Origin of the sequence: Bradyrhizobium sp. SZCCHNS30572 (genome assembly GCF_032484415.1) — a bacterium.
In the GTDB taxonomy this organism is placed as follows: Bacteria; Pseudomonadota; Alphaproteobacteria; order Rhizobiales; family Xanthobacteraceae; genus Bradyrhizobium.
This window is the reverse complement of record NZ_JAUESY010000001.1, coordinates 778,300-801,475: the sequence shown is the minus strand read 5'-3', so window position 1 is coordinate 801,475 and position 23,176 is coordinate 778,300. Positions and strand designations below refer to the sequence as shown.

General features: G+C 66.3%; 17 protein-coding genes. 10 read left to right on the top strand and 7 right to left on the bottom strand.

Annotation, left to right across the window (positions count from 1 at the left end):
• Positions 1-120 precede the first annotated feature (120 nt).
• The 7 genes from QX048_RS03625 (at position 121) to QX048_RS03595 (ending at position 6,198) form a co-directional block, all read left to right on the top strand.
• Positions 121-1,005, top strand: a complete 885-nt coding sequence (locus tag QX048_RS03625; protein WP_315826951.1) for a folate-binding protein — start codon at positions 121-123, stop codon at positions 1,003-1,005.
• Between the two features lie 9 nt (positions 1,006-1,014).
• Positions 1,015-1,644, top strand: a complete 630-nt coding sequence (locus QX048_RS03620) for a DNA-3-methyladenine glycosylase I (protein WP_316183776.1) — start codon at positions 1,015-1,017, stop codon at positions 1,642-1,644.
• Positions 1,641-2,258, top strand: coding sequence for an HD family hydrolase (locus QX048_RS03615; RefSeq protein WP_315717218.1), 618 nt, complete (start codon positions 1,641-1,643; stop codon positions 2,256-2,258). Before QX048_RS03620 ends, QX048_RS03615 begins: the two co-directional genes overlap by 4 nt.
• A gap of 1 nt (position 2,259) precedes the next feature.
• Positions 2,260-2,499, top strand: coding sequence for a hypothetical protein (locus QX048_RS03610; protein ID WP_315717219.1), 240 nt, complete (start codon positions 2,260-2,262; stop codon positions 2,497-2,499).
• Positions 2,496-2,720: a hypothetical protein gene (locus tag QX048_RS03605; RefSeq protein WP_315717220.1), complete on the top strand. Its 225-nt coding sequence runs from the start codon at positions 2,496-2,498 to the stop codon at positions 2,718-2,720. Before QX048_RS03610 ends, QX048_RS03605 begins: the two co-directional genes overlap by 4 nt.
• A gap of 101 nt (positions 2,721-2,821) precedes the next feature.
• Positions 2,822-3,328 (top strand): protein tyrosine phosphatase, encoded by a 507-nt coding sequence (locus tag QX048_RS03600; protein ID WP_315754022.1) that lies wholly within the window; start codon positions 2,822-2,824, stop codon positions 3,326-3,328.
• A 188-nt stretch (positions 3,329-3,516) separates the two neighbouring features.
• Complete coding sequence (locus QX048_RS03595; protein ID WP_316200685.1) at positions 3,517-6,198, top strand: DUF2339 domain-containing protein; 2,682 nt, start codon at positions 3,517-3,519, stop codon at positions 6,196-6,198.
• 12 nt (positions 6,199-6,210) lie between these two features.
• On the opposite strand, the gene QX048_RS03590 is transcribed toward QX048_RS03595, so the two are convergent.
• The 5 genes from QX048_RS03590 to QX048_RS03570 all read right to left on the bottom strand — a co-directional run bounded on the left by QX048_RS03590 (position 6,211) and on the right by QX048_RS03570 (position 12,049).
• Entirely contained in the window at positions 6,211-7,899 is a 1,689-nt protein-coding gene (locus QX048_RS03590; protein ID WP_316167488.1) for a methyl-accepting chemotaxis protein, read from the bottom strand.
• A gap of 658 nt (positions 7,900-8,557) precedes the next feature.
• Complete coding sequence (locus QX048_RS03585; RefSeq protein ID WP_315717224.1) at positions 8,558-8,791, bottom strand: DUF6894 family protein; 234 nt, start codon at positions 8,789-8,791, stop codon at positions 8,558-8,560.
• A 176-nt stretch (positions 8,792-8,967) separates the two neighbouring features.
• A complete protein-coding gene (locus QX048_RS03580) occupies positions 8,968-9,636 on the bottom strand; it encodes a hypothetical protein (protein WP_315750438.1) in 669 nt (222 codons plus the stop codon).
• Between the two features lie 114 nt (positions 9,637-9,750).
• Positions 9,751-10,737 (bottom strand): MDR family oxidoreductase, encoded by a 987-nt coding sequence (locus QX048_RS03575; RefSeq protein ID WP_316200686.1) that lies wholly within the window; start codon positions 10,735-10,737, stop codon positions 9,751-9,753.
• A gap of 64 nt (positions 10,738-10,801) precedes the next feature.
• The gene (locus tag QX048_RS03570) at positions 10,802-12,049 is read right to left on the bottom strand and encodes an MFS transporter (RefSeq protein ID WP_316200687.1); all 1,248 of its coding nucleotides are present in this window, start codon (positions 12,047-12,049) and stop codon (positions 10,802-10,804) included.
• A 357-nt stretch (positions 12,050-12,406) separates the two neighbouring features.
• Here QX048_RS03570 and QX048_RS03565 point away from each other — a divergent pair, with 357 nt between their 5' ends.
• From QX048_RS03565 to QX048_RS03550, 3 genes are all read left to right on the top strand, one after another.
• Entirely contained in the window at positions 12,407-14,005 is a 1,599-nt protein-coding gene (locus QX048_RS03565) for an L-aspartate oxidase (protein ID WP_315826957.1), read from the top strand.
• Between the two features lie 833 nt (positions 14,006-14,838).
• Positions 14,839-15,732 carry a hypothetical protein gene (locus QX048_RS03555; protein WP_315750434.1) on the top strand — a complete coding sequence of 298 codons (894 nt, stop codon included), beginning with the start codon at positions 14,839-14,841 and terminating at the stop codon, positions 15,730-15,732.
• A 152-nt stretch (positions 15,733-15,884) separates the two neighbouring features.
• Positions 15,885-18,230, top strand: coding sequence for an ABC transporter substrate-binding protein (locus QX048_RS03550; protein ID WP_316200722.1), 2,346 nt, complete (start codon positions 15,885-15,887; stop codon positions 18,228-18,230).
• A 4-nt stretch (positions 18,231-18,234) separates the two neighbouring features.
• Here QX048_RS03550 and QX048_RS03545 read toward each other — a convergent pair whose 3' ends face one another.
• Both QX048_RS03545 and ppdK read right to left on the bottom strand, forming a co-directional pair.
• Complete coding sequence (locus QX048_RS03545) at positions 18,235-19,716, bottom strand: cell wall hydrolase (protein WP_316200688.1); 1,482 nt, start codon at positions 19,714-19,716, stop codon at positions 18,235-18,237.
• A 438-nt stretch (positions 19,717-20,154) separates the two neighbouring features.
• Positions 20,155-23,118 carry a pyruvate, phosphate dikinase gene (ppdK, locus tag QX048_RS03540; protein WP_316200689.1) on the bottom strand — a complete coding sequence of 988 codons (2,964 nt, stop codon included), beginning with the start codon at positions 23,116-23,118 and terminating at the stop codon, positions 20,155-20,157.
• Between the last annotated feature and the right edge of the window lie 58 nt (positions 23,119-23,176).

Below are 23,176 nucleotides of genomic sequence, written 5' to 3'. Positions count from 1 at the left end.
TCCGGTGGCACGCGAGTCTCGATCTTTAGAATGAAGCCACCGCGCGGCGGCGTTTCAGCCTTGTGGTTTATGCCAGGGCGGCTTACGTTTCAGTGCGGCCTGTCGCAAGAGGTTTTTCGGATGAAGGCGACGTTTCTCGACGACCGGGGCGTGGTCCAGGTCAGCGGCGACGATGCACGCAAGTTCCTCAACGGTCTCTTCACCACCGACGTCACCAAGCTCACGCCTGGCGAGGCCCGGTTCGGCGCGCTGCTGACGCCGCAAGGCAAGATCATCGTTGATTTCCTGGTGGCGCAGGTGCCGGCGACGGACGCCGGCGAGCGCTTGCTGCTCGACTGTCCGCGCGCGCTGGCGCAGGCGCTCACCGACAAGCTCAACCTCTACAAGCTCAGGGCCAAGGTCGCGGTCAGCAATCGCTCCGGAGAGCTCGGCGTGATCGCGGTCTGGGATGGCGCCATCGGCGCCACGCCGGAGCCGAGCTTCGTCGATCCGCGTCATGAGCGCCTCGGCGCGCGCGTCATTGCGCCGCAGGAGGCGCTCGCGGAGATCGCCGCACGGCTCGGCGCCGAGATCGTCGATTCCGACGCCTATGAGGCGCATCGTATCGACTGCAGCGTGCCGCGCGGCGGGCTCGACTTCATGTATGGCGACGCCTTCCCGCACGAGACCAACATGGACCGGCTGCACGGCGTCGACGTCGGCAAGGGCTGCTATGTCGGCCAGGAGGTCGTGAGCCGCATGCATCATCGCGGCACCACGCGCACGCGCGCGGCGAAGGTGCTGCTCGACGGGCCGAGTCCCGAGCCGGGCACGCCGATTCTGGCCGGCGACAAGTCGGTCGGCACCATGGGCTCGGCCGCCGCGCAGAAGGGCATGGCGCTGCTGCGCATCGACCGCGCCGCCGAGGCGTTGGAGGCGGGAACGCCGCTCACCGCCGGCGGCCTCGTTCTGCGCATCGCTGATCCCGACGCGCTGCAGGGCGCGCCGAAACAGACGGTCGCCTGAGCCGGTCTCATGGGTCGCGCTGCTGTCGTCCATCCCGATGGCCTGACGCGCTGCCCCTGGCCGGGCAGCGATCCGCTCTATGTCGCCTATCACGACACCGAGTGGGGCGTGCCGGAATATGACGACCGCGCGCTGTTCGAGAAGCTGATCCTCGACGGCTTCCAGGCCGGGCTGTCGTGGATCACGATCCTGCGCAAGCGTGACAATTTCCGCCGCGCCTTCGATGATTTCCAGCCGGAGAAGGTTGCGCGCTATTCCGACAAGAAGATCCACGCGCTGATGAACGATGCCGGCATCGTGCGCAACCGCGCCAAGATCGAAGGGACGATTCTCAGCGCGAAATCCTGGCTCGACATCCAGGACAAGGGTCCCGGCTTCTCCAAGCTGCTGTGGGACTTCATGGACGGCGCGCCCAAGGTCAATCAGTTCAAGACCACCGCGAGCGTGCCGGCCTCGACGCCGCTGTCGATCAAGATCTCGAAAGAGCTGGCCTCCCGCGGCTTCAAGTTCGTCGGTCCCACGATCGTCTACGCCTTCATGCAGGCGACCGGCATGGTCAACGACCATCTCGTCACCTGCTTCTGCCACGAGACCTGCAGCGGCAAGCGCCGCGCCCCGCGCCTCAAGCCTCCCAAATGACGACTGACAAGGCCCCGAGCGGGCACGACCGCGTCTGGCAGCGCATGCTGTCCGGCCGGCGGCTCAACCTCATCGATCCCTCGCCGCTCGATGTCGAGATCGCCGACATCGCCCATGGGCTCGCGCGTGTCGCGCGCTGGAATGGCCAGACCACCGGCGCGCACATCTTCTCGGTCGCGCAGCACACGCTGCTGGTCGAGACGGTGATGCGCGCGCGCAAGCCGAACATCGATGCGAAGCTGCGGCTCGCCGCGCTGCTGCACGATGCACCGGAATACGTCATCGGCGACATGATCTCGCCGTTCAAGGCAGTGCTCGGCGACGGCTACAAATCAGTCGAGAAGCGGCTGCTCGGGGCGATCCACATCCGCTTCGGGCTGCCGGCGGAGATTGCTCCGGAGATCGAGCGCCAGATCAAGGCGGCCGACCGCGGCGCCGCTTTTCTGGAGGCGACCCGGCTGGCCGGCTTCTCGGAGAGCGAGGCGAAGAAGCTGTTCGGTCGCGACCCCGGCCTGCCGGACGCCACCGTGACGGATTATCTGACGCCCTGGAGTGCGGCCAAGGCCGAGAAGCAGTTCCTGACCCGCTTCAACGCGGTGCTGGGGGCGTGCTGAGATGCCGCTGACGCCGGACGAGCGCCGCAACGAACGGCTGAAGCTGGCCGCCAACTGGGTCAACACGCTGGCGACGGCCATCGTCACTGCCGGGACGTTCGTGCCGCTTGCCCAGTTCGTCTATGGGGTGCTGCCGCCCAGCACCCCCGCGGGCCTGATCTACGGGTCGGGGGTCGTTTGCATTATCACCGGAGTGCTCATACATTTGCTCGGTCAGTGGATCCTGGGAGGTCTTCGATGACCACGCACCAGTTCGTTGCCCTGAGCTTTCCGCTCCTGACCGCCTTGGCCGTCGCCATCGTGGCCCTGTTCGTGCGCCGTCCCTGGTCCGAGAAACCGGTCGAGATCGCCCCCCAGAACCGTGAGCGGGTGCTCGATCATCTCGAGCGGCTCAACGCGGAGATCGAGGGCAAGGCCCATCTGGTCCGCCAGGAGTTGCGGCAGCTCAAGAACACGCGCTGAGGGCCGTCGGCGCACACATGCGCCAGCCCGACGGCTGACATCCAAAACGCGCTTTTGCCCTTGTGCCCCCATTCGTATAATCGGGCGTTCAAAGGCTCGCCATGATCCACGTCTGCTCACTCGCCGCCCTGCCCGAGACCGTGCGCCTGACCGGCGCCAGCCACGTGCTGACCATCATGGCCAATGTCGAGCAGGTGCGGCGACCGGAGACGATCCGCCCCGAGAACCATCTGCGGGTCTCGGTCGACGACATCACCGAGCAGCTTCCTGGCTTCATGGCGCCGAGCGAGGATCACGTCGCCCAGGTGCTGCAGTTCGTGCGCGGCTGGGATCGTGCGGCGCCACTGGTGATCCACTGCTATGCCGGCATCAGCCGCTCCACCGCGAGCGCCTTCGCCGCGGCCTGCGCGCTCAACCCCAATCGCGACGAGCTCGATATCGCCTGGGCGATCCGCCAGGCCTCGCCGATCGCCTCGCCGAACCGGCTGATCGTCAGCCTGGCCGACAGGGCACTGGGCCGCCAGGGGCGCATGGTGCGCGCGCTGGACGCGATCGGGCCCGGCGCCATGATGGTCGACAGCGCGCCGTTCCGGATTGATCTGGACTGAGTTGCGGCGCTGCGTAGCCGCGTACCGGTGCGCTTTGAACTTATGTTCCACGGTTTGACACAGAGGGAACGACGGCCATCGTGCGGCACGCCGGAGCGGTTGGCCGATTCGCCGGGGTCCGCAAGGGCTCGCAGCTTCCCTCCACCCGTGACGCCTCCCGGCGGCATCGATTTCAGGATTCCCGCGTGATGTTCGATTGGCCCCTGGATTGGATCGCCCTGCTGGTGGCGTTCGCGGCGCTCGCCTTCGCGCGCCGAACCTCCGACCGATTGGCCGAGGTGCAGGCACGGCTGGCCAAGCTCGAGGCGGCACGCCCGATCGCGGCCGCGCCGGTGGTCGCGCCGCCGCTCAGCCCGCTTCAGGAGCCCGCTGAAGCCCCGCCAATGCCGCCCCCATTGCCGGAGCTGACCGAGGCTGCCCTGCAGCCGGCGGCGATGGCGAGCGATGCAGCGGCCGAACAGCCGCCGCTCGCGTCGCCGCCACCCGTGCCGCAGCCCGCGGCCGGCTTCGAGGAGCGCATCGGCACCCGCTGGGTGGTGTGGATCGGCGGGCTGACCCTGGCGCTCGGCGGCTTCTTCATGGTGCGCTACTCGATCGAGGCCGGCCTCGTCGGCCCCGAGGTGCGCGTCGCGCTCGGCGCGCTGTTCGCCGCCGCGCTGCTCGCGGCCGGCGAATGGACACGGCGCAAGGAGAGCATCTCGCAGATCGCGGCGCTGCCGATCGCCAACATTCCGGCGATGCTCACCGCGGCCGGCACGGCGGTCGCCTTCGCCACCATCTATGCGGCCTACGCGCTGTACGACTTCCTGCCGCCCGCGATCGCCTTCGTGCTGCTCGGCATCGTCGCGCTGGGCACGCTGGCGGCTGCGCTGCTGCACGGCCCGGCGCTCGCCGGGCTCGGCATCGTCGCGGCGTTCACGACGCCGGTGCTGGTGTCGACCGGCGAGCCGAACTACTGGGCGCTGTACATCTACCTCGCCATCGTCACCGCCGCCGCGTTCGCGCTGGCACGCGTGCGGCTGTGGCGCTGGCTCGCGATGACCACGATCGGGCTGTCGTTCCTGTGGACCTTGCCCGGACTCGACGCGGGCGTCGAGACGGTGGCGCCGCATGTTTTCCACGTCGCGGTTGGTTTCGCGCTGGCCGCACTGATCGTGGTCTGCGGCTTCATGTTCGGACCCGCCGCCGAGAACGACGAGGTCGAGCCGATCTCATCCGCCGGCCTGGCGGCTTATCTGCTCGGCGCCATGCTGGTCGTGCTGGCGAGCTTCCATGACGGCCTGGCGCTGATCGGCTTCACGGTGCTGGTCGCGGCGACGCTGGCGGTCGCCTGGCGCGCGCCGAGCGCCGTCGGCGCGGTGGCCGCCGCCGCTGCGACCGTGTTCCTCGTGTTCGCCGAATGGGCGCTGCGCGACAATCCGGACCTGCTGGTGCTGCCCGGCGGCGCGCTGCCCGGGATGGGGCCGAACCCGCTCGGCGCGTCGGTCACGTCGCATCTGGTGACGGCCGCGATCTTCGCGCTGGGCTTCGGCGGCGCCGGCTTCCTGGCGCAGGGGCGCGCGCACAACGCCGTCGTGCCGGTGGTGTGGTCGGCGGCCGGCGTGTTCACGCCGCTGGCACTGCTGGTCGCGCTCTATGCGCGCATCGCCCATCTCGACCGCTCGATCCCGTTCGCGATCCTCGCCGTCGTGCTCGCCGCCGGCCTTGCCGTCGCCACCGAGGCGCTGACGCGGCGCGAGGAACGTCCCGGCCTCAGTGCCTCGATCGCGCTGTTCGCGACCGGCACGCTGGCCGCGCTGGCGCTGGCCCTGACCTTCGCGCTTGAGAAGGGCTGGCTGACGATCGCGCTGGCGCTGATGTCGCTCGGCACCGCCTGGATCTTCGAGAGCCGGCCGATCCCGTTCCTGCGCACGCTCGCGGCCGTCTTTGCCGGGCTCGTGGTGCTGCGCATCGGCCATGATCCGCGCATCGTCGGCGCCGATGTCGGCACCACGCCGATCGTCAACTGGCTGCTGTGGGGCTATGGCGTGCCGGCGGCGTCGTTCTGGGGCGCGAGCTATCTGATGCGCCGCCATGGCGACGACGCGCCGCTGCGCGCGGTGGAGGCCGCCGCGATCCTGTTCACGACCCTGCTCGCCTTCCTGGAGATCCGCCACGCCGTCAACGACGGCGACATGCTGGCGGTGCCGTCGCTCGCCGAAGTGGGACTCGACGTCTGCGTGGCCCTGGCGCTGGCGATCGGGCTGGAGCGGCTGCGGGAGCGCAGCGGCAGCATCGTGCACAACATCAGCGCCGTGATCCTCACCGGATTCGCCGGCGGCGCCACCGTGCTCGGCCTGCTGCTGTTCGAAAACCCGATGATCTCGGACGTCGCGATCAAGGGCGGCCTGCTCAACATCCTGATCCTGGCCTATGCGTTCCCGGCGGTACTGATGCTGCTGTTGTCCTACGCGGTCGCAGGCCGCCGTCCGCCAGCCTATGGCAATACGCTGGCCGCGGGCGCACTGATCCTGGCGCTGTCCTATGTCAGCCTCGAGATCCGCCGGATCTATCACGGCCCCGATCTGACGGCAGGACCGACCAGCGCCGCCGAGCAGTACACCTATTCGATCGCCTGGCTCGCCTTCGGCGTGGTGCTGCTCGGGATCGGAATCATCGTGCAGTCGCAGCGCGCGCGCCTGGCATCCGCGATCGTGATCGCGCTGACGATCCTGAAGGCCTTCCTGGTCGACATGTCGGCGCTGACCGGCGTGTGGCGCGCCCTGTCGTTCATCGGGCTCGGCCTGGTGCTGGTCGCCATCGGCTGGCTGTACCAGAAGGTGCTGTTCCGACGGCAGCAGCAGGCGCCGCCGGCTCAGCCGGCGGCATAGCGCCATGTCGGATTAGGCCGCGCGCACCGACTCCAGGAACGACGCCACCTCACGCTTCAGCCGGTCGCTGTCCGAGGCCAGCGACTGCGCCGCGGCCAGCACGTGCGTGGAAGCCGTACCAGTCTCGGTCGCGCCGCGCTGCACGTCGACGACGTTCACGGAAACCTGCTGCGTGCCCTCCGATGCCTGCTGGACGTTGCGCGAGATCTCCTGCGTGGCGGCGCCCTGCTCCTCCACGGCCGCCGCGATCGCCGACGAGATTTCCGACAGCCGCTCGATGGTCGTGGAGATCGCCCGGATGGCGCCGACCGATTCCTGCGTCGCGGCCTGGATGCCGGACACCTGCTGGCCGATCTCGTCGGTCGCCTTGGCGGTCTGCTCGGCCAGCGCCTTCACCTCGGAGGCGACGACCGCGAAGCCGCGACCGGCTTCGCCGGCGCGCGCCGCCTCGATGGTCGCATTCAGCGCCAGCAGGTTGGTCTGGCCGGCGATCGTGTTGATCAGCTCGACCACGTCGCCGATGCGCGCCGCCGCCTTGCTCAGCTCGCTCACCCGATCATTGGTCATGCGCGCCTGGTCGACGGCCTCGGTGGCCATGCGGGCGGATTCCTGCACCTGGCGGCTGATCTCGGTGATCGACGACGATAGCTCCTCCGTCGCGGACGCGACCGACTGTACGTTGGTCGAAGCCTCCTCCGAAGCAGCCGCAACCGCGGTCGAGATCTCCTGCGAGCGCGTCGCGGTGGATGACAGCGCGCCGGCGGAATGCTCGAGCTCGGTCGAGGCCGACGACACCGTCTGCACGATCTCGCCGATCGTCGCCTCGAACTGGCGGGTGATGTTGTCGACGCGCCGGCCGCGTTCGATCTTGGCCTCGGCATCGTGGGCCGCGAGCTCGTCGGCCTCCTTCTTGGCGATCAGCGCCTCCTTGAACACCTGCAGCGTATCGGCCATGGCGCCGATCTCGGTCGGCTCGCCGCGATGCGTCACCTCCGCGCCGAGATCGCCCTTGGCGAGCTCCTGCATCGGCTTGATGATCGACGCAATGCCGGACGAGACGTTCTGCACGAGATAGAAACCGACGGCGACGCCGGCAATGACGGCCGCGGCAATGATCGACATCACCAGCCAGATCGCACGCGTGAAGCTCTCCGCGGCCTGCCGCGTCGCGTTGTCGGCACCCTTGTTGTTGAACTCGATGTCCTGGATGAAATACTTGTCGGCGTCGCGCGCGATCGCCGCGGCCGATTTTTCCAGCATTTCGGTGGCTTCGCGCGGGATCTTTCCGACGCTCTTGTTGGATTCGTCCATCACCTGCTTGACCGCGACGACGTACTTCTCCCAGGACTGCACCCAGTTGTTGTAGATCGCCCGTTCCTCGGCCGAGGTGATCATCGGCTCGTAGGTCTTGCGGTCCTTGTTGATCGTCTCGAGGATTCCGTTGACGCGCTTCTCCGCGCCCTGCTTGGCCTCGGCCGTCTCCGACATCACATGCGCGCGCAAGGCGATGCGCAGCAGATTGATGTCGGCGCGCAGCTCGCCGATCGCGCGCACGCTCGGCAGCCAATTGGTGGCGATGTCGACCGTGTTGGCATTGATCGACTGCATGCTGGTGACGGCGAGCACGCCGAGCCCGCACATGGTGACGAGCATGAAGGCGATGACCGATATGATCTTCGTACGGATGGACATCTTTGACACGGAGGACCCCAGCTGACTGCATGGTTCGGCCGCGTTCTGCCAGCGCCAAAGACGGCCCGAAGATCCAAGTCTACGCTGCGCTGCGCGGTCGAGGTCAGAGGATCAGAGGGCTCCGAAAATTCCGAACCCGCATGTCGTCTCTGCCGACCTCATTGGGCGCGAAACAGGCTTATCAGAGGTTAATGCTGGAACCGTAAGATTACTGACAATGCCCATAAAATGATGGCGCTCAGGGATGACACGGTACCCTGAAACCGGCCGCCGCTACACCTGGTCTCCCGATACCGCTAAAGGATCGCGTCGAAGCAAGACCTTTGGAGCGCGCACGGGGCAAAGGACGATTGCCGCCACGACCTGCGCCGGCAGGCGGCAGCAACCGGAAGACGCTGATCACAGCGCGGATGAATCCTGAGATGAGGTGGCCGGGCCAGGACCGACGTCCGGCAGCATCACAAGCGACTGAGCACGAGAGCGTGACGGAGATCGGCGGCGCCGGGGCACGACGCGGAGCCTAGGCCGAACTCCATCAATCCCGGCTGACGCGCCCGAGGTGGACGCGGACTTCATCAAAAGGCGCCTGCGCGCAGACGATTGCCGCCACGGCAAACCGGACTCGAATCCGACGGCCAGCGGCGCAATCACCCCGGACAACCGGACCTCAGCCGACCGCTTCGGACACCAGGCGAATCCGGAACACCGGCTGCTTGGCTTCGTCGAGCAGCTCCATCTGCCACTCGGCCCCCTGCTGCAACGACCTCGAGATCCCGCCGATCAGGTCGGAGCAGACAGCCGTCAGCTCGTTCCAGGCGGTTTCCCGGTTGGCGAATTCATAAGGCTGATCAGCCGCGCCAGAATAGCGGCCCTGGCTGATCCGGAAGAAATAAAGCGACATAACGACCCTTTCTCGTGGGCCACCCCCCTGGTCGCAAACTGCACACGAGTCGCTACCGAGGCATGAATTTAAGATTCCGTACGACTACGGCGCAATGACCACTAACGTGCGGTCAGCTTAAAAAATTACTCTATGATAATAGGGAACCGGTTTTTCAATGATCGGTGAACTAACAACTAATCGGTCGAGCGACGCAGCTCCGGCGCCGCATCCGACTTCGCGTTATCGGATTTGGTAATTTCAGTCTTCGCGTTTTCGGCCTTCATGTTCTCAGTCTTGGAACTTTCCGCCTTGGCGGACTTCGCGGCATCTGCCTTCAAGGGTTCCACCTTGCTGCGTTCCACCCGCGGGGTCTCGACCCGCGCCGCTACTTCGGTGTGGGAGCCGTCAGCCGCGGGTCCAGCAGCGCGTGCGGCGCGCGGCCGCGCCACGGCGCGCGCCATCAGCATGGTGGCTCCGCCCTGGTGCTGGAAGTCGCAATAGGCGAAGGCGCCGAGCCCGGAGACCGAACCGCGGAAGCTGCGATCGTCCTTCTTGTCGAGGTTGAAGCACGGTTCGAACGGCATGCCCTTGATGGCAGCGCAGACATTCTGGCCGCGAATCTGCAGGGTATTGCCCGGCAGGCGGATGTGACGCACCGGCCCCGAGCCGGAGAACTGCACCGCACCGGCCGCGCCCATGTCGTCGAGGATGCGGCCCGCGCCACGGGTGCCGTCGACGCAGGTGAAGGCGAACACCTTTCCGGCGACGAATTTGCGGGCCTCGTCGGCTGTCATCGAACCCGCCATCGCAGGAGCAATCACGGCACCGGCAGTCACGGTCCCCAGCAATATACGCGCGAGCATGCATCAAACTCCCACTTAACCCCACGCAGCGGGTAAGGCGGTATCTTTACCCCATGCTTACCATACCAACCATGGCAACAATGGAGCAGCATGGTTTGAAAAGTCTGAACGTCCTCAGGATATTCTTACCACCGTACGGCCGCGGACCTGGCCGGCGAGGATCTGCGGCCCCAGCGACGCCACCTGGTCCAAGGCGATTTCGTGAGTGATTTCAGCTAGTTTTGCGCGATCCAGATCGGTCGCGAGGCGCTGCCAGGCCGCCTTGCGCGCCGGCAGCGGGCACATCACCGAATCGACGCCGAGGAGGCACACGCCGCGCAAAATGAACGGCGCCACCGACGTTGGCAAATCCATGCCGGCAGCGAGGCCGCAGGCGGCGATGGCGCCGCCATATTTGGTCATCGCCAGCAGGTTGGCGAGCGTATTGGAGCCGACGCTGTCGATGCCGCCCGCCCAGCGCTCCTTCGCCAGCGGCTTGGCCGGTCCGGACAGCTCGTTGCGGTCGATGATCTCGGCGGCACCGAGCGACTTGAGATAGTCAGCCTCGGCCAAGCGGCCGGTCGAGGCGATCACATGGTAGCCGAGCTTGGCGAGCACAGCCGTCGCCACCGAGCCGACGCCCCCGGCCGCGCCCGTCACCACCACCGGCCCGCTCGCCGGCGTCAGCCCGTGCTTCTCCAGGGCGAGCACCGCAAGCATCGCGGTGAAGCCGGCGGTGCCGATCGCCATCGCGTCCCGGGCTGACAGCCCCTGCGGCAGGCCGACCAGCCAGTCGCCCTTGACCCGCGCCCTCTCGGCATAGGCGCCGAGATGGGTCTCGCCCATGCCCCAGCCGGTGCAGATCACGGCATCTCCCGGCTTCCAGTCGGGATGGCTGGACTGCTCGACCATGCCGGTGAAATCGATCCCCGCGATCATCGGGAAGCGGCGCACCACCGGCGCCTTGCCGGTCAGCGCCAGCCCATCCTTGTAATTCAGCGCCGACCACTCGACCTTCACGGTGACGTCGCCGTCCATCAGTTCGGCTTCATCGAACTGCGTCAGCGTCGCGGTCGTTCCCTTGTCCGCCTTGTCGATCCGGATCGCCTTGAACGTTCCCACAGCCGCACTCCCTGCACTTTCTTCGTCTCACGCCATGTTTAGCCGATCGGATCGGCCGCGCAACTCACGTCGCGGGAACGGCGCGCGCCACCGGCTTCTCGACGATCGGCAGGTTGATCAGCGCCGACAGCACGCCGAACAGGATGGAGAGCCACCAGATCGGGGTATATGAGCCATAGCGCTCGAACACGAGGCCGCCGAGCCAGACGCCGAGGAAGCCACCCACCTGGTGGCTGACGAAGGCGAAGCCATAGAGCGTGGCGAGCCAGCGGGTGCCGAACATGATCGCGACCAGCGACGAGGTCGGCGGCACCGTGGAGAGCCAGGCGAGCCCGGAAACCGCGCCGAAGGCGATCGCGGAAGCCGCCGTGACCGGGAACGAGATGAAGGCGAGCGTCGCCAGCGCACGGGTGAAATAGATGAAGGACAGGATGTAGCGCTTCGGCAGCCGGCTCTGCAGCCAGCCGACACTGAGCGAGCCGATGATGTTGAACAGGCCGATCGCCGCGATCACCCAGCCGCCAACCTGCGCCGAAAGGCCGCGATCGACCAGGAACGCCGGCAGGTGCACGGTGATGAAAGCGAGCTGGAAGCCGCAGGTGAAGAATCCGAGCACCAGCAGCACGTAGGAGCGGTGGCCGAACGCCTCCATCAGCGCGGTCGTGAACGACTGCTGCTCGGCCTCCGACGGCTTGGCCTCGGCTGCCGGCGGCGTCGCCACGGCGAGCGACAGCGGCACGATGAACAGCATCAGCGTTGCGAACACCATCAGCGCGCTCTGCCAGCCGAACTGGTCGATCAGCGCGACGCCGAACGGAGCGAACAGGAACTGGCCGAGCGAGCCGGCCGCGGTGCCGGCGCCGAGCGCGACGCCGCGGCGCTCCGGCGGCAGCAGCTTGCTGAAGGCCGACAGGATGAGATTGAACGAGCAGCCCGACAGGCCGAAGCCGACCAGCACGCCGGCGCCGATGTTCAGCGACAGCGGCGAGCTGGAATAGCGCATCATCAGCAGGCCGCCGGCATAGAGCAGCGCGCCGACACAGATGACGCGCATCACGCCGAAACGATCGGCGATCGCGCCGGCGAGCGGCTGACCGAGTCCCCACAACAGGTTCTGCACCGCCACCGCGAGGGCGAACACGTCGCGTCCCCAGGCGAATTCACGGCTCATCGGCTGCACGAAGAAGCCGAGGCTGGAGCGCGGACCGAAGCTCAGCAGCGCAATGGCGCAGCCGCACACGATGATGACCACCGGCGTGCGCCAGCCCTGATTGCGGGACACCGTACCGAGATCGCCTGCCTGTACCGACATCAGTGTCCTCCCTGCCGCGGTCGCTGTCCGCCGCGCCTCTCCGGTTAATGCATTTGCATTGAACTCCCAAGCTCAAAAGCGGAACCCAGTCATGAAAAATTTCGATGCGGGGGCCAGCCATGAGCAGGTGTCATCCGAAGCGAGTTCCGGCACCGGAACTCGCTCATGCGTCTTTGTCCCCGCGCGAAAACGTCCTGATGCGCGAGTCGCAAACGACGATTCATCCTGTGCGGGAGCGACCTTCAGAACGGCCGCTATTTGTCGCCAAACACCGATAAACAGCGAAGGAAGTCTCTGAAGAAGAACTAACAGGTACCGCGGTACACATGCGCACGGAATGTGGAATTTGGACAGCACATGGACCACGATCAGATCGAGACATCCGGCCACGTCGTGATCGTCGGTGCCGGAGTTGCCGGACTGTTCTGCGCGCTGAAGCTCGCCCCGCAGCCGGTCACGTTGATCTCCGCGACCTCATTGGGTGAGGCCTCGTTCGGCACGACGATGCAGGCCGACATCGCGGCAGCGGTGTCATCCGGCGACAGCCCCGATACCCATGCCGCCGACATGATCGCCGCGGGTGGCGGCCTCGTCGACGCGACGGCGGCGCTGGCGCTCGCGCGCGATGCCTCGGCTGCAATCGAGGACCTGGTCCGTCTCGGCGTGGCATTCGATCGTGATCACGGCGGCAGGCTCGCGACGTCTCGTGCGGCTGCGCACGCCGCGCGACGGATTCTCAGCGTTCGCGGGGACTTCACCGGACAGGCGATCATCACCGCGCTGTCGCAAGCCGTGCGCGCGACGCCCTCGATCCGCATCATCGAGGGCCATGTCGCCGACGCGCTGCTGACGGAAGACGGCGCGGTGCGTGGCCTGCAACTGCGGCCGACCGATGACGACGCGGCCGCGCCGATGCTGATCGCCGCGCCGGCAATCGTGCTGGCCACCGGCGGCATCGGCCGGCTGTTCGCGGCGACCACGAATCCGCCGCACGCCACCGGCATCGGCCTCGCCATCGCTGCGCGCGCTGGCGCGGTGATTGCCGATCCGGAGTTCGTGCAGTTTCATCCGACCGCGATGATGGCCGGTCACGATCCGGCGCCGGTTGTGAGCGAGAGTCTGCGCGGCGCCGGCGCGATCCTGATCAACCGGCGCGGCCAGCGTTTCATGCTGCCGCGCCATCCGCTGGTCGATCTTGCCCCGCGCGACACGGTGGCCCGCGGCGTCATGGCCGAGATCATCGCTGGACGCGGCGCCTTTCTCGATGCGCGCGACGTGCTCGATGACGACGTCGCCGAGCGCTATCCGATGCTGCACCGGGCCTGCGTCGCCGCGGGGCTCGATCCGACCCGCCAGCCGATTCCAGTGGCGCCGGCGGCGCATTTCCACATGGGCGGGATCGCGGTCGACGCGCAGGGCCGCAGCTCGATCGAGGGGCTCTGGGCGGCAGGTGAAGTCGCCGCGACGGCAACGGATGGCGCCAACCACATCGCCGGCAACGCGCTGCTCGCGGCGCTGGTGTTCGCCCGGCGGATTGCCGACGACATCTCCGGCCGGACGTTGACCGCGTCCTCCACCCTGCAGCACGTTGCATTCGCCGATCCGGCCGGATCCTGCGCGGGCGCAGCGCAGGTGTCGCTGCGCGAGATGATGACGAGCCAGCTCGGTGTCATCCGCGACGAGGAGAGGCTCGCCGAGGCCATCGCCGCGATTGCCAGGATGGAGCGCGACGCCGGCAGCCCGAGGCTGCGCAACATGGCGAGCGCCGCGCTGCTGATCGCCACCGCGGCCTGGAGCCGGCGCGAGAGCCGCGGCGCGCATTGCCGCGCCGACTGCCCCGCGGAGAATCCGAGTTTCGCGCAGCGGACGATGACCACATTGGCCGCTGCCCGCGAGATCGCCGACGAGCTCGCGGCACGGCCGACGGCGCGGCAGTCGCGGCCGTTGAGCGCGTAGCAAGAGCTGATCCGACTGCGTCACGACGGAGCTCGGCAGTCGCGTTTTCACCGTCATTCGTGATCACCGTCATTCCGGGTTCAGGGCCTGCGGCCTTGTCCCGGAATGACGGTGCTCATGACGAAGCAGCCATCGTCGTCCAATACAGATATTACGACTCGTTGTTATTTGCTGCCTCGCCGGTATTTGGGGGCAGGCACGATGTAATTAGTGCGTGCCGTGTCGGCCGCGTGCATCCATTGATCCGCGGGCGCTGGACGAACAAATCGGCCGTACCGTTGCGCTAGTGCTCGTAGTCATCACGCGCACGATCTGAGCGGCCCTCGCCAATGAGTTGGACGAGGCCTTTCGTCGAAGCAGCTGCGACTCGCCGCACGGATCGAGCACATCCTCTACGCGCGCGGCTAATTCGCATCGATCTGTGGGGATACGCCACTTGCCCCTGCGCCATGGCTTCAGATCGTTCTCAGCCAGACGCCGCCGCACTATCTCGTGCGCCCCGGCGCCGACGGCATTTACCAGCACCAACTAAATGGCTGGACAGGTTCGCCATGATTTCGGCAAAAGAACCGCGGAACCTGTACAAATAAGAAAAAGAGATGGTCGAAATTTAGCGGTGCTCAAGTAGTAGCGCGCGTTTTGTCCGTCCTGCTGACGAGGAAATGGGAATTCACGGCTGCCAGATCGCCGATTCACCGCTTGGCATGGCCATAGATTCGGTCATCGGTCTCGCCGCCGGTTTGGAAGCTGAGTCGCCGAGCAGAAAGGCGCCAAACGGTCCAGGGAGTGTTGCGGGGCGACGCGATGGCGCGTGTCCGCAGGAGTAGTTGAGGATGAGTTCCTTATTGCGGAGTAGCGGATCGCGGATCACCGTGGGTGATGCGCAGAGCGAACGTTGGCGCCCGGCAAAGCCTGCCGCTTTGTCCAACAGCCTCGCGCATGCGACGTCTGAGCCTGATGAGGATGCGGCCACCGATCTCTCCCGGCCGTGGTGGCAAACCGCTTCAGCGGTTGACGATGCGCCGATGCCAATGGCGCCAGCAGAAGCGGACCGATCCTGGCAGATCCCTTCACTCGATCCCGTCGTGATGCCTCCACCTCCGCCCGAACGGCTCGAATTCGATTCTGTTTTCCGGTTCGGTGCCGCAGCGGCCGCGCTTGCGTGCCTCGCGTTCTTTGCGGTGCGCATCATGCAGGCTCCGGACATTGAAACAGTTACGAAGTCTGAAGCGACCGCTTCATCGTCTCCCCGAAACTTCGGGACAGCGGGGAAATCGAAATCCGATGACGGCCAAGCATCGCTGGACGCCGCGGCGCACACGATCGGACGGGCCGATTCGATCGTGGCGTCGGTCCCGATCGTCAAGCCGGCTCCGGGCGGAGGCGAGACCCCGCAGTCAATTCCGCCGAAAGCATCTCGGACCACCGCGACCAGGAGCCCTGCACCGGCGGCCGCGTCTGCGCTGACCAAGAACGAGATCAGCGAAATGCTGAAGCGCGGACGCGACCTCATCGGCGCGGGCGACGTTGCGAGTGCCCGCCTGATCCTGGCGCATGTCGCGGAAGCGGACGCCGAAGCATCACTGACGCTGGCCGGCACCTATGACCCCGCGATCTTGTCCAACCTGAAAGCCGTTGGCGTCGCGCCCGATCCGGCCAAGGCCCGCGCCTGGTACGCGAGAGCCGCCGAACTCGGGTCACTCGAGGCTCGACGGCGGCTCGAGTGACCCGAGCTTCGAAACCGGGTGATCCAGCGCGGTCTCACGCCGGTCGCTGCGCAGGAATTGCGGCGGGGCGCGGACCGCCGGATCCTGGTCGATGGTGTCGTGCGGGCGACGCGCGTCCCCGCAAAGTGTTGTGTTGCGTGATGAGGTCCATGATGGGAATGTTTGATCGTCTGTTGCAGCCGGCCTTGTCGTCGGCGCCCCGTGGTCCTCGGCTGCTTGGCGCGCCGGTTTCTCCGACCGTGGCGTTGCTCCTCGTGCTTGCCGCCGTGCCAGGCCTGGCGCGTGCTGCCGAGGGCGAGATCCGGATCGGCAATACGACGCCCTACAGCGGGCCGGCGGCCGCCTACGGCAGCGTGAGCAAGGTCATCTCCGCCTATTTCCAGAAGGTGAATGACGAGGGCGGGATCAGGGGCCGCAAGATCACCTACATCTCCTATGACGACGGCTATAATCCGCAGAAGACGATGGAGCTGACACGACGGCTGGTGGAGGAAGACAAGGTCGACGTCATCTTTGCGAGCGTTGGAACAGCGACCAGCGCGGCGGTGCGGCCTTATCTCAACGCGAACAGGATACCGCAATTGTTCGTCGGCTCCGGCGCCTCGATCTGGGATCAGCCTCGCGACTATCCTTGGACCATGGGAGCGCAACCCAGCTACCAGATTGAAGCTCATATTCACGCGCAATATCTGCTCGAGCAACATGCCGGTGGCGCGCGCATCGGTGTGCTTTATCAAGACGACGAGTTCGGCAAGGACTATCTGAAGGGTTTGAAGGACGGGCTCGGCGGCAAGCTGCCGATCGTCGCGGAAGCGGCTTACGCGGTCACCGATGCCGACATCAATCAGCAGATCGCGAAGCTGAAGACCGCCGGAGCCAACATCCTGGTCGACGTCAGCACCCCGAAATTCACGGTGCTCGCGATCCGCCGCCTCGCCGAGCTCGGCTGGAGACCCGAGCACATCATCCCCACGGTTTCGGATTCGGTTGCCACCGTGCTGCAGCCTGCAGGCCTGCAGAACGCGGAAGGACTGCTTTCCGCCACCATCCTGTACGAGGGCGGTGTGCAGGGCGGCGATCCCGGCTTCGCCGAGTGGTCCGCGTTCATGGATCGCTACGCGCCTGCAATCAGCAAGAACAACAGCTTGGGAATCGTGGGCTACGCGCTTGCCAACCTGATGGTTGCGGTCCTGCGCAATTGCGGCGACGACTTCTCCCGCGACAACATCATGAGGCAGGCGCGTTCCTTGAAGGGGACGCCAATTCCCATGTTGATTCCCGGGATCGTCGCCAATACCAGCGCCAGCGACCACGCGCCGATCGAGCAGATGCAGATGAAGCGTTTCGTCGATGGCCATTGGGAACGGTTTGGGCCGGTGCGCAGCGGAATCGACCCGGGTGCGGTCAGCGATTCCTTCAAGGCGATCTTCCGCTATGCCTCGGCCAAGCGCGATCTCGCGAGCCAGCTCAACGCCAATACGGTGAGCCTGATGACGGGCTCGTATGGCAGCACCTATTCCCAGATGGGCGCCGACGTCGCCTCGGTCCTCAATGACGGCATCAACCTGCGGGTCATGCCGGTCCTCGGCAGCGGCTCGGTTCAGGCGGTGGCCGACATCCTCATGCTCAAGGGCGTCGACGTGGGAATCGTGCGCAAGGACACGCTGTCCTATCTCGAACGCAAGGACTTCGCGAGCAACATCCGCAATCAGCTCGTCTACGTCACCAAGATGTTCAACGAGGAAATGCATGTTCTGGCACCGCGATCGATCCGCACCATGCGGGAGCTCGACGGCAAGACCGTTGCGGTCGACCTGCCGGACGGCAGCACCTTCGTGACCGCGATCAACGTGTTCGAGCGGCTCGCGATCAAGCCGCATCTGCTCTATATCGAGCCGCGCATCGCGCTCGAAATGTTGCGCAAGGGGGAGATCGACGCGATGATTGCGGTCGACGGCAAGCCGGTGCCCTGGCTCAGCCAGATCACGGATGCCAATCTGCATCTCGTCCCGGTCGGCTACGACAAGACCTTGCGCGAGGATTACCTTCCATCCAAGCTCACCGCGGACGACTACCCCAACCTGATCTCCAATTCCGAGTCGGTGGAAACGATCGCAGCAGAGGCAATCCTGGCGTCGTATAATTGGCAGCCGGGAAGCGACCGCGATCGCCGGCTGTCGCTGCTGGTCGAGTCGCTGTTCTCGCGCATGTCGCAGCTGCAGCGGCCTCCCTTCCATCCGAAATGGCAGGAGATGGCGCCGCGCGCGCCGGTCGCCGGCTGGACCAGGTTCCGGGCCGCGCAGGAATGGCTCGATGGGACGACACGGATTCCGGCGGCCACTACGGCCACCGTTAGACCGTCGAAGCCGGTCGCGGCCGCCGCACCGTCCCCGCGCATTCCTGTCACGGCAAAGCCGGCGGCCGCAACGCCGCCGGACCAGGCGCGCCAGACCGAGTTGTATCGCCGCTTTCTCGAGTGGAATGCGACGCGTCGCTAGATGATTAGCGCCGCATCCAGTTCGGATTGCTCTCGGCCTCGCTCTTGGCGGCCTCGGTGAGCTCGGCCGAAATGGCCGCGGTCTGCTGCGGCGTGCCCCAGCTCGGCGCGTCGCTGCCGTCGCCCCATTTCTTCGGCCGGTAGAAGGTGTGAACGCCGAACTTGTACATGCGCTTCATCTCGGCGACCCAGGACGGCCGCACCCAATAGGCATGATAGTGGGTCGACTTACCCACCTCCGGCAGCCAGATCAGCCCGTCCAGCATGGCCTTCGCGATCTTCCTGGCGCGATCCCACATCTCGGGCTCGCGGATCACATCCGGATTGTTGTCACAGGCGAAGGTGAACTGGCAGGCGAAGTGGCGGTATTTGTTCTGGTAGACGACGCCGCACACCGTCGTCGGATAATAGCCGGAGAACGCTCGGTTCAGCACGACCTGCGCCACAGCCATCTGGCCGCGCACCGCCTCGCCGCGGGATTCGAAATAGACTGCTTCGGCAAGACACTTCTCGGACTTGAAGCGCGCCTTCTCGTCCGTGAGCCCCAACCGTTCGGCCGGAGTCCTGTCGCGCTGATTGTCGGCATTGACCTCGCCCTTCGGCGCGATGCTCTCGCCGCCATCACCGGCCTTGGCAGCATCGTCGGCCGGATGCGACAGCACCGCCATCGGCTTGAGGTCCGGATCCGGCATCACGATCAGTGGCGCCTCGCCCGGCAGCCATGTCTCCATGGTGCCGGCAGCACCGCCCAGCGACGACGTGCCGAAATAGAGGTTGGACGTCTTGATGGTGAGGCCGTCATAGCTGACGGCGCCGTCCACCCGGATTTGATCGGCTGCAGGCTTCAGTTCGCCCGATGGCTGGATCTCGGACTTCGCCGCGTCGTACTGCACGAGCGGCGGCGCGCTCAGCGCCTCCTGCAATTCGGGATCGAGTGCAGAACGCTGCGGGAGCCGCGCCTGCGCCGGCGCTTCCGTCGTCTTGGCGCCGAACACCGAGGAATTCGAATCCGGTTGTGTCGATGGCGTGGGTGCGGGCTCGGAGGGCGCGGGCTCGACGGGCGCGGCCGATTCGGTCGGCTGCGCCGACGGCGTCGGGGGACGCACGACGAGACGATCGCCCTTCAGCGTGCGATCGACCTTGGGAAAATCGGAGGCCTGATAGCGCGGCGGAACCTGCAGCGCCGGATTGCGCGGCGTCGATCCGGTGATGTCGAGATCGCGCCCATCGAGGCTTGCGAGGCGGATGCTCACCGCCTGCGGCGCCGAGGTTCCGATCGGACGACCGAAACTATAGGTGGCGAGCTGAATGGAGGCCGCAGCCGAGAACACACGCTTCTGCCAGCGTTCGGCGACGCCCGGCTGGCGGGCGAGCAGAGAAGCGATGTCTTGATACCCGGTCTCTGTCGGCATCAGAGCGAAGACGCAGAGACCGAGTCCGAAGGACGCAAATCGCGCGCCCTTCGGATCGGGACGCAGAACTAACATCGATACGCTCAACGCAACGCTTACTGGATCGACCGAACGACAGTGCTTCCGTGCAATTCGATCTTCTCTCTTCGTATCGGGTTTAGGTTGCCGAGGAGTTAATCCGCGTTGCAATTGTGAAACAGGCAAGCGGGGAAGTTGCAGAGCGCCGAGCGATCGATATGCGTGGTAAACGGCGCACCGACGAGAACGGGTGAACATTCAGTCAACAGATGCGGTGAATGAAAATCATCTGCACATCATGAGGCGGAGTGTTCCATCGGCCTGCGACGTTCGCTCTCTCCACTCGTCATTCCGGAGCGCCCCCGGCATGGCGGCAGTGGTGGAGAAGAAGTGCACCTTGCGTCACGTGCGCGCAGCATCGCGACGAACCCTCACCAATGAAAAAGGCCGGCAACATGTGCCGGCCTTCGTCAGATCAGATCGATCGCAGCAGGATCAGGCCTGGCTCGCGATCTCCTTGCCGAGCGCGGACTGCGCAGCGGCCAGGCGGGCGATCGGCACGCGGTAGGGCGAGCACGACACGTAGTTCATGCCGACCTTGTGGCAGAACGCGACCGAGGCGGGATCGCCGCCATGCTCGCCGCAGATGCCGACCTTGAGGTTGGGTCGCGTGGCGCGGCCGCGCTCGACGCCGATCTTGACCAGCTCGCCGACGCCCTCGCGGTCGATCGAGATGAACGGATCGATCTCGAGGATGCCCTTGGCGACGTAGGCGCCGAGGAAGCTGCCGGCGTCGTCGCGGCTGATGCCGTAGGTCGTCTGCGTCAGGTCGTTGGTGCCGAACGAGAAGAACTCGGCGGCCTCGGCGATCTGGCCGGCCATCAGGGCTGCGCGCGGCAGCTCGATCATGGTGCCGACCTGATACTCCAGCTTGGCGCCGGTCTCGCGGATCACGGCCTGCGCCATCGCGTCGATGCGCGCCTTGACCAGGTCGAACTCGGCCTTGGTCGCGATCAGCGGCACCATAACCTCGAGGCCGACGGCCTCGCCGGTGCGCTTCTCGGCCTCGACCGCGGCCTCGAAGATCGCGCGCGCCTGCATCTCGGCGATCTCCGGATAGGCGATCGCCAGACGGCAGCCGCGGAAGCCGAGCATCGGGTTGAACTCCGACAGCTCGCGGGCGCGATCGGCCAGGCGGCGCGGATCGGTGTTCATCGCGCGGGCGACTTCCTCGACCTCGGCCTGGGTGTGCGGCAGGAACTCGTGCAGCGGCGGATCGAGCAGACGGATCGTGACGGGAAGCCCCTTCATGATCTCGAACAGCTCGACGAAGTCGGCGCGCTGCATCGGCAAGAGCTTGGCGAGCGCGGCGCGACGCTCCTGCTCATCCTCGGAGAGAATCATCTCGCGCACCGTGCGGATGCGGGTCTCCTCGAAGAACATGTGCTCGGTGCGGCACAGGCCGATGCCCTCGGCGCCGAACTTGATGGCGGTGCGCGCATCCTCCGGCGTGTCGGCGTTGACGCGCACGCCGGTCTCGCGCACGGCGTCCGCCCAGCCCATCAGGGTGCCGAACTCGCCGGACAGCTCCGGCTCGATCATCGGCATGCGGCCCGCGAGCACCTGGCCGACCGAGCCGTCGATGGTGATCACGTCGCCGGTCTTGAAGGTGCGCCCGCCGATGCTCATCGTGCCGCGGCCGTAGTCGACGCGGATGGTGCCGCAGCCGGAGACGCAGGGCTTGCCCATGCCGCGCGCGACGACGGCGGCGTGCGAGGTCATGCCGCCGCGCGTGGTCAGGATGCCCTCGGCAGCATGCATGCCGTGGATGTCCTCCGGCGAAGTCTCGATACGGACCAGGATGACCTTGCGACCGTCGGCCTGCAGCTTGGTGGCCTCGTCCGAGGAGAACACGATCTCGCCCGATGCCGCACCGGGCGAGGCCGGCAGACCGGTCGCGACCACGTCGCGCTTGGCGGCGGGATCGATGGTCGGGTGCAGGAGCTGATCGAGCGAGGCCGGGTCGACGCGGAGCACGGCGTCGTTCTCCGAGATCAGGCCCTCATTGGCGAGTTCGACCGCGATGCGCAGCGCCGCCTTGGCGGTGCGCTTGCCGCTGCGGGTCTGCAGCATCCACAGCTTGCCGCGCTCGACCGTGAACTCCATGTCCTGCATGTCACGGTAGTGCTTCTCGAGCAGCGTGTAGATCCGCGTCAGCTCCTTGAACGCGTCGGGCATCGCGACTTCCATCGACGGCTTGTCGGAGCCGGACTCGACGCGGGCGTCCTCGGTGATGTCCTGCGGGGTGCGGATGCCGGCGACGACGTCCTCGCCCTGCGCGTTGATCAGGAACTCGCCGTAGAGCTTGCTCTCGCCGGTCGAGGGATTGCGGGTGAAGGCGACGCCGGTGGCCGAGGTGTCGCCCATGTTGCCGAACACCATGGCCTGGACGTTGACGGCGGTGCCCCAGGATTCCGGGATGTCGTGCAGCTTGCGATAGGTCACCGCGCGCGCGTTCATCCAGGATGAGAACACCGCGCCAATGGCACCCCACAGCTGGTCGTGCGGGTCCTGCGGGAAGTCCTTGCCGGTCTCGTGCGCGACCGCGTCCTTGTACTTGCCGACCAGCATCTCCCAGTCCTCGGAGGAGAGGTCGGTGTCGAGCTGATAGCCCTGGGTGTCCTTGAAGCTGTCGAGGATGTCCTCGAAATGATGGTGCTCGAAGCCGAGCACGACATCCGAATACATCGTGATGAAACGGCGATAGCTGTCGAAGGCGAAGCGGCGGTCGCCGGACAGCTGTGCCAGCGCTTCCACCGTCTGGTCGTTGAGGCCGAGATTGAGCACGGTGTCCATCATGCCCGGCATCGAGGCGCGGGCGCCGGAGCGCACCGAGACCAGCAGCGGGTTCTCCGGATCGCCGAATTTCTTGCCGGTCAATTTGCCGATGTAGTCGAGCGCCTTGTCGACCTGCGACTGCAGCTCCTTCGGGTAGGTCTTGTCGTTGGCGTAGAAGTAGGTGCAGACCGAGGTCGGGATGGTGAAGCCCGGAGGCACCGGCAGGCCGAGATTGGCCATCTCGGCCAGATTGGCGCCCTTGCCGCCGAGCAGGTCGCGCAGGCCGGCCTTACCTTCGGCCTTGCCGTCACCGAAGGTGTAGACCCACTTGTTCGGCTTGATCGCGGTGACCGCGCTCTTGGCCGGGGCCTTGGCGGCCGACGCCTTCGCGGCCTTGGCGACCGGCTTGGCAGCCGTTTTGGCCGGCTTCTTCGGAGCGGTTTTCACTGGCGCTTTCGGTACAGACCTGGGCGCGACCTTGGCCGGGGCCTTGGCCACGGGCTTCGACGCCGTCTTGAGCGCCTTGCGCGGTGGAGCGAGTGCTGCGGTCTTGGCCTTGCCGGGCTTGGAAGGCTTTGATTTCGCTGTAACTTTCTTAGACTTCGCTACCGCTTTGGCCATGAGGTGCTTCGATCCGCAAATGGGAGGAGAAATCGCGCGCCTTACACCACTTTGGGCG

What these genes read in the sequence shown, in the direction of transcription:
- ppdK (WP_316200689.1), bottom strand. Translation starts at nt 23,118, where the DNA reads ATGGCCAAAGCGGTAGCGAAGTCTAAGAAAGTTACAGCGAAATCAAAG.
- QX048_RS03565 (WP_315826957.1), top strand. Translation starts at nt 12,407, where the DNA reads ATGGACCACGATCAGATCGAGACATCCGGCCACGTCGTGATCGTCGGT.
- QX048_RS03620 (WP_316183776.1), top strand. Translation starts at nt 1,015, where the DNA reads ATGGGTCGCGCTGCTGTCGTCCATCCCGATGGCCTGACGCGCTGCCCC.
- QX048_RS03595 (WP_316200685.1), top strand. Translation starts at nt 3,517, where the DNA reads ATGTTCGATTGGCCCCTGGATTGGATCGCCCTGCTGGTGGCGTTCGCG.
- QX048_RS03615 (WP_315717218.1), top strand. Translation starts at nt 1,641, where the DNA reads ATGACGACTGACAAGGCCCCGAGCGGGCACGACCGCGTCTGGCAGCGC.
- QX048_RS03570 (WP_316200687.1), bottom strand. Translation starts at nt 12,049, where the DNA reads ATGTCGGTACAGGCAGGCGATCTCGGTACGGTGTCCCGCAATCAGGGC.
- QX048_RS03605 (WP_315717220.1), top strand. Translation starts at nt 2,496, where the DNA reads ATGACCACGCACCAGTTCGTTGCCCTGAGCTTTCCGCTCCTGACCGCC.
- QX048_RS03625 (WP_315826951.1), top strand. Translation starts at nt 121, where the DNA reads ATGAAGGCGACGTTTCTCGACGACCGGGGCGTGGTCCAGGTCAGCGGC.
- QX048_RS03585 (WP_315717224.1), bottom strand. Translation starts at nt 8,791, where the DNA reads ATGTCGCTTTATTTCTTCCGGATCAGCCAGGGCCGCTATTCTGGCGCG.
- QX048_RS03580 (WP_315750438.1), bottom strand. Translation starts at nt 9,636, where the DNA reads ATGCTCGCGCGTATATTGCTGGGGACCGTGACTGCCGGTGCCGTGATT.
- QX048_RS03555 (WP_315750434.1), top strand. Translation starts at nt 14,839, where the DNA reads ATGAGTTCCTTATTGCGGAGTAGCGGATCGCGGATCACCGTGGGTGAT.
- QX048_RS03600 (WP_315754022.1), top strand. Translation starts at nt 2,822, where the DNA reads ATGATCCACGTCTGCTCACTCGCCGCCCTGCCCGAGACCGTGCGCCTG.
- QX048_RS03550 (WP_316200722.1), top strand. Translation starts at nt 15,885, where the DNA reads ATGGGAATGTTTGATCGTCTGTTGCAGCCGGCCTTGTCGTCGGCGCCC.
- QX048_RS03610 (WP_315717219.1), top strand. Translation starts at nt 2,260, where the DNA reads ATGCCGCTGACGCCGGACGAGCGCCGCAACGAACGGCTGAAGCTGGCC.
- QX048_RS03545 (WP_316200688.1), bottom strand. Translation starts at nt 19,716, where the DNA reads ATGTTAGTTCTGCGTCCCGATCCGAAGGGCGCGCGATTTGCGTCCTTC.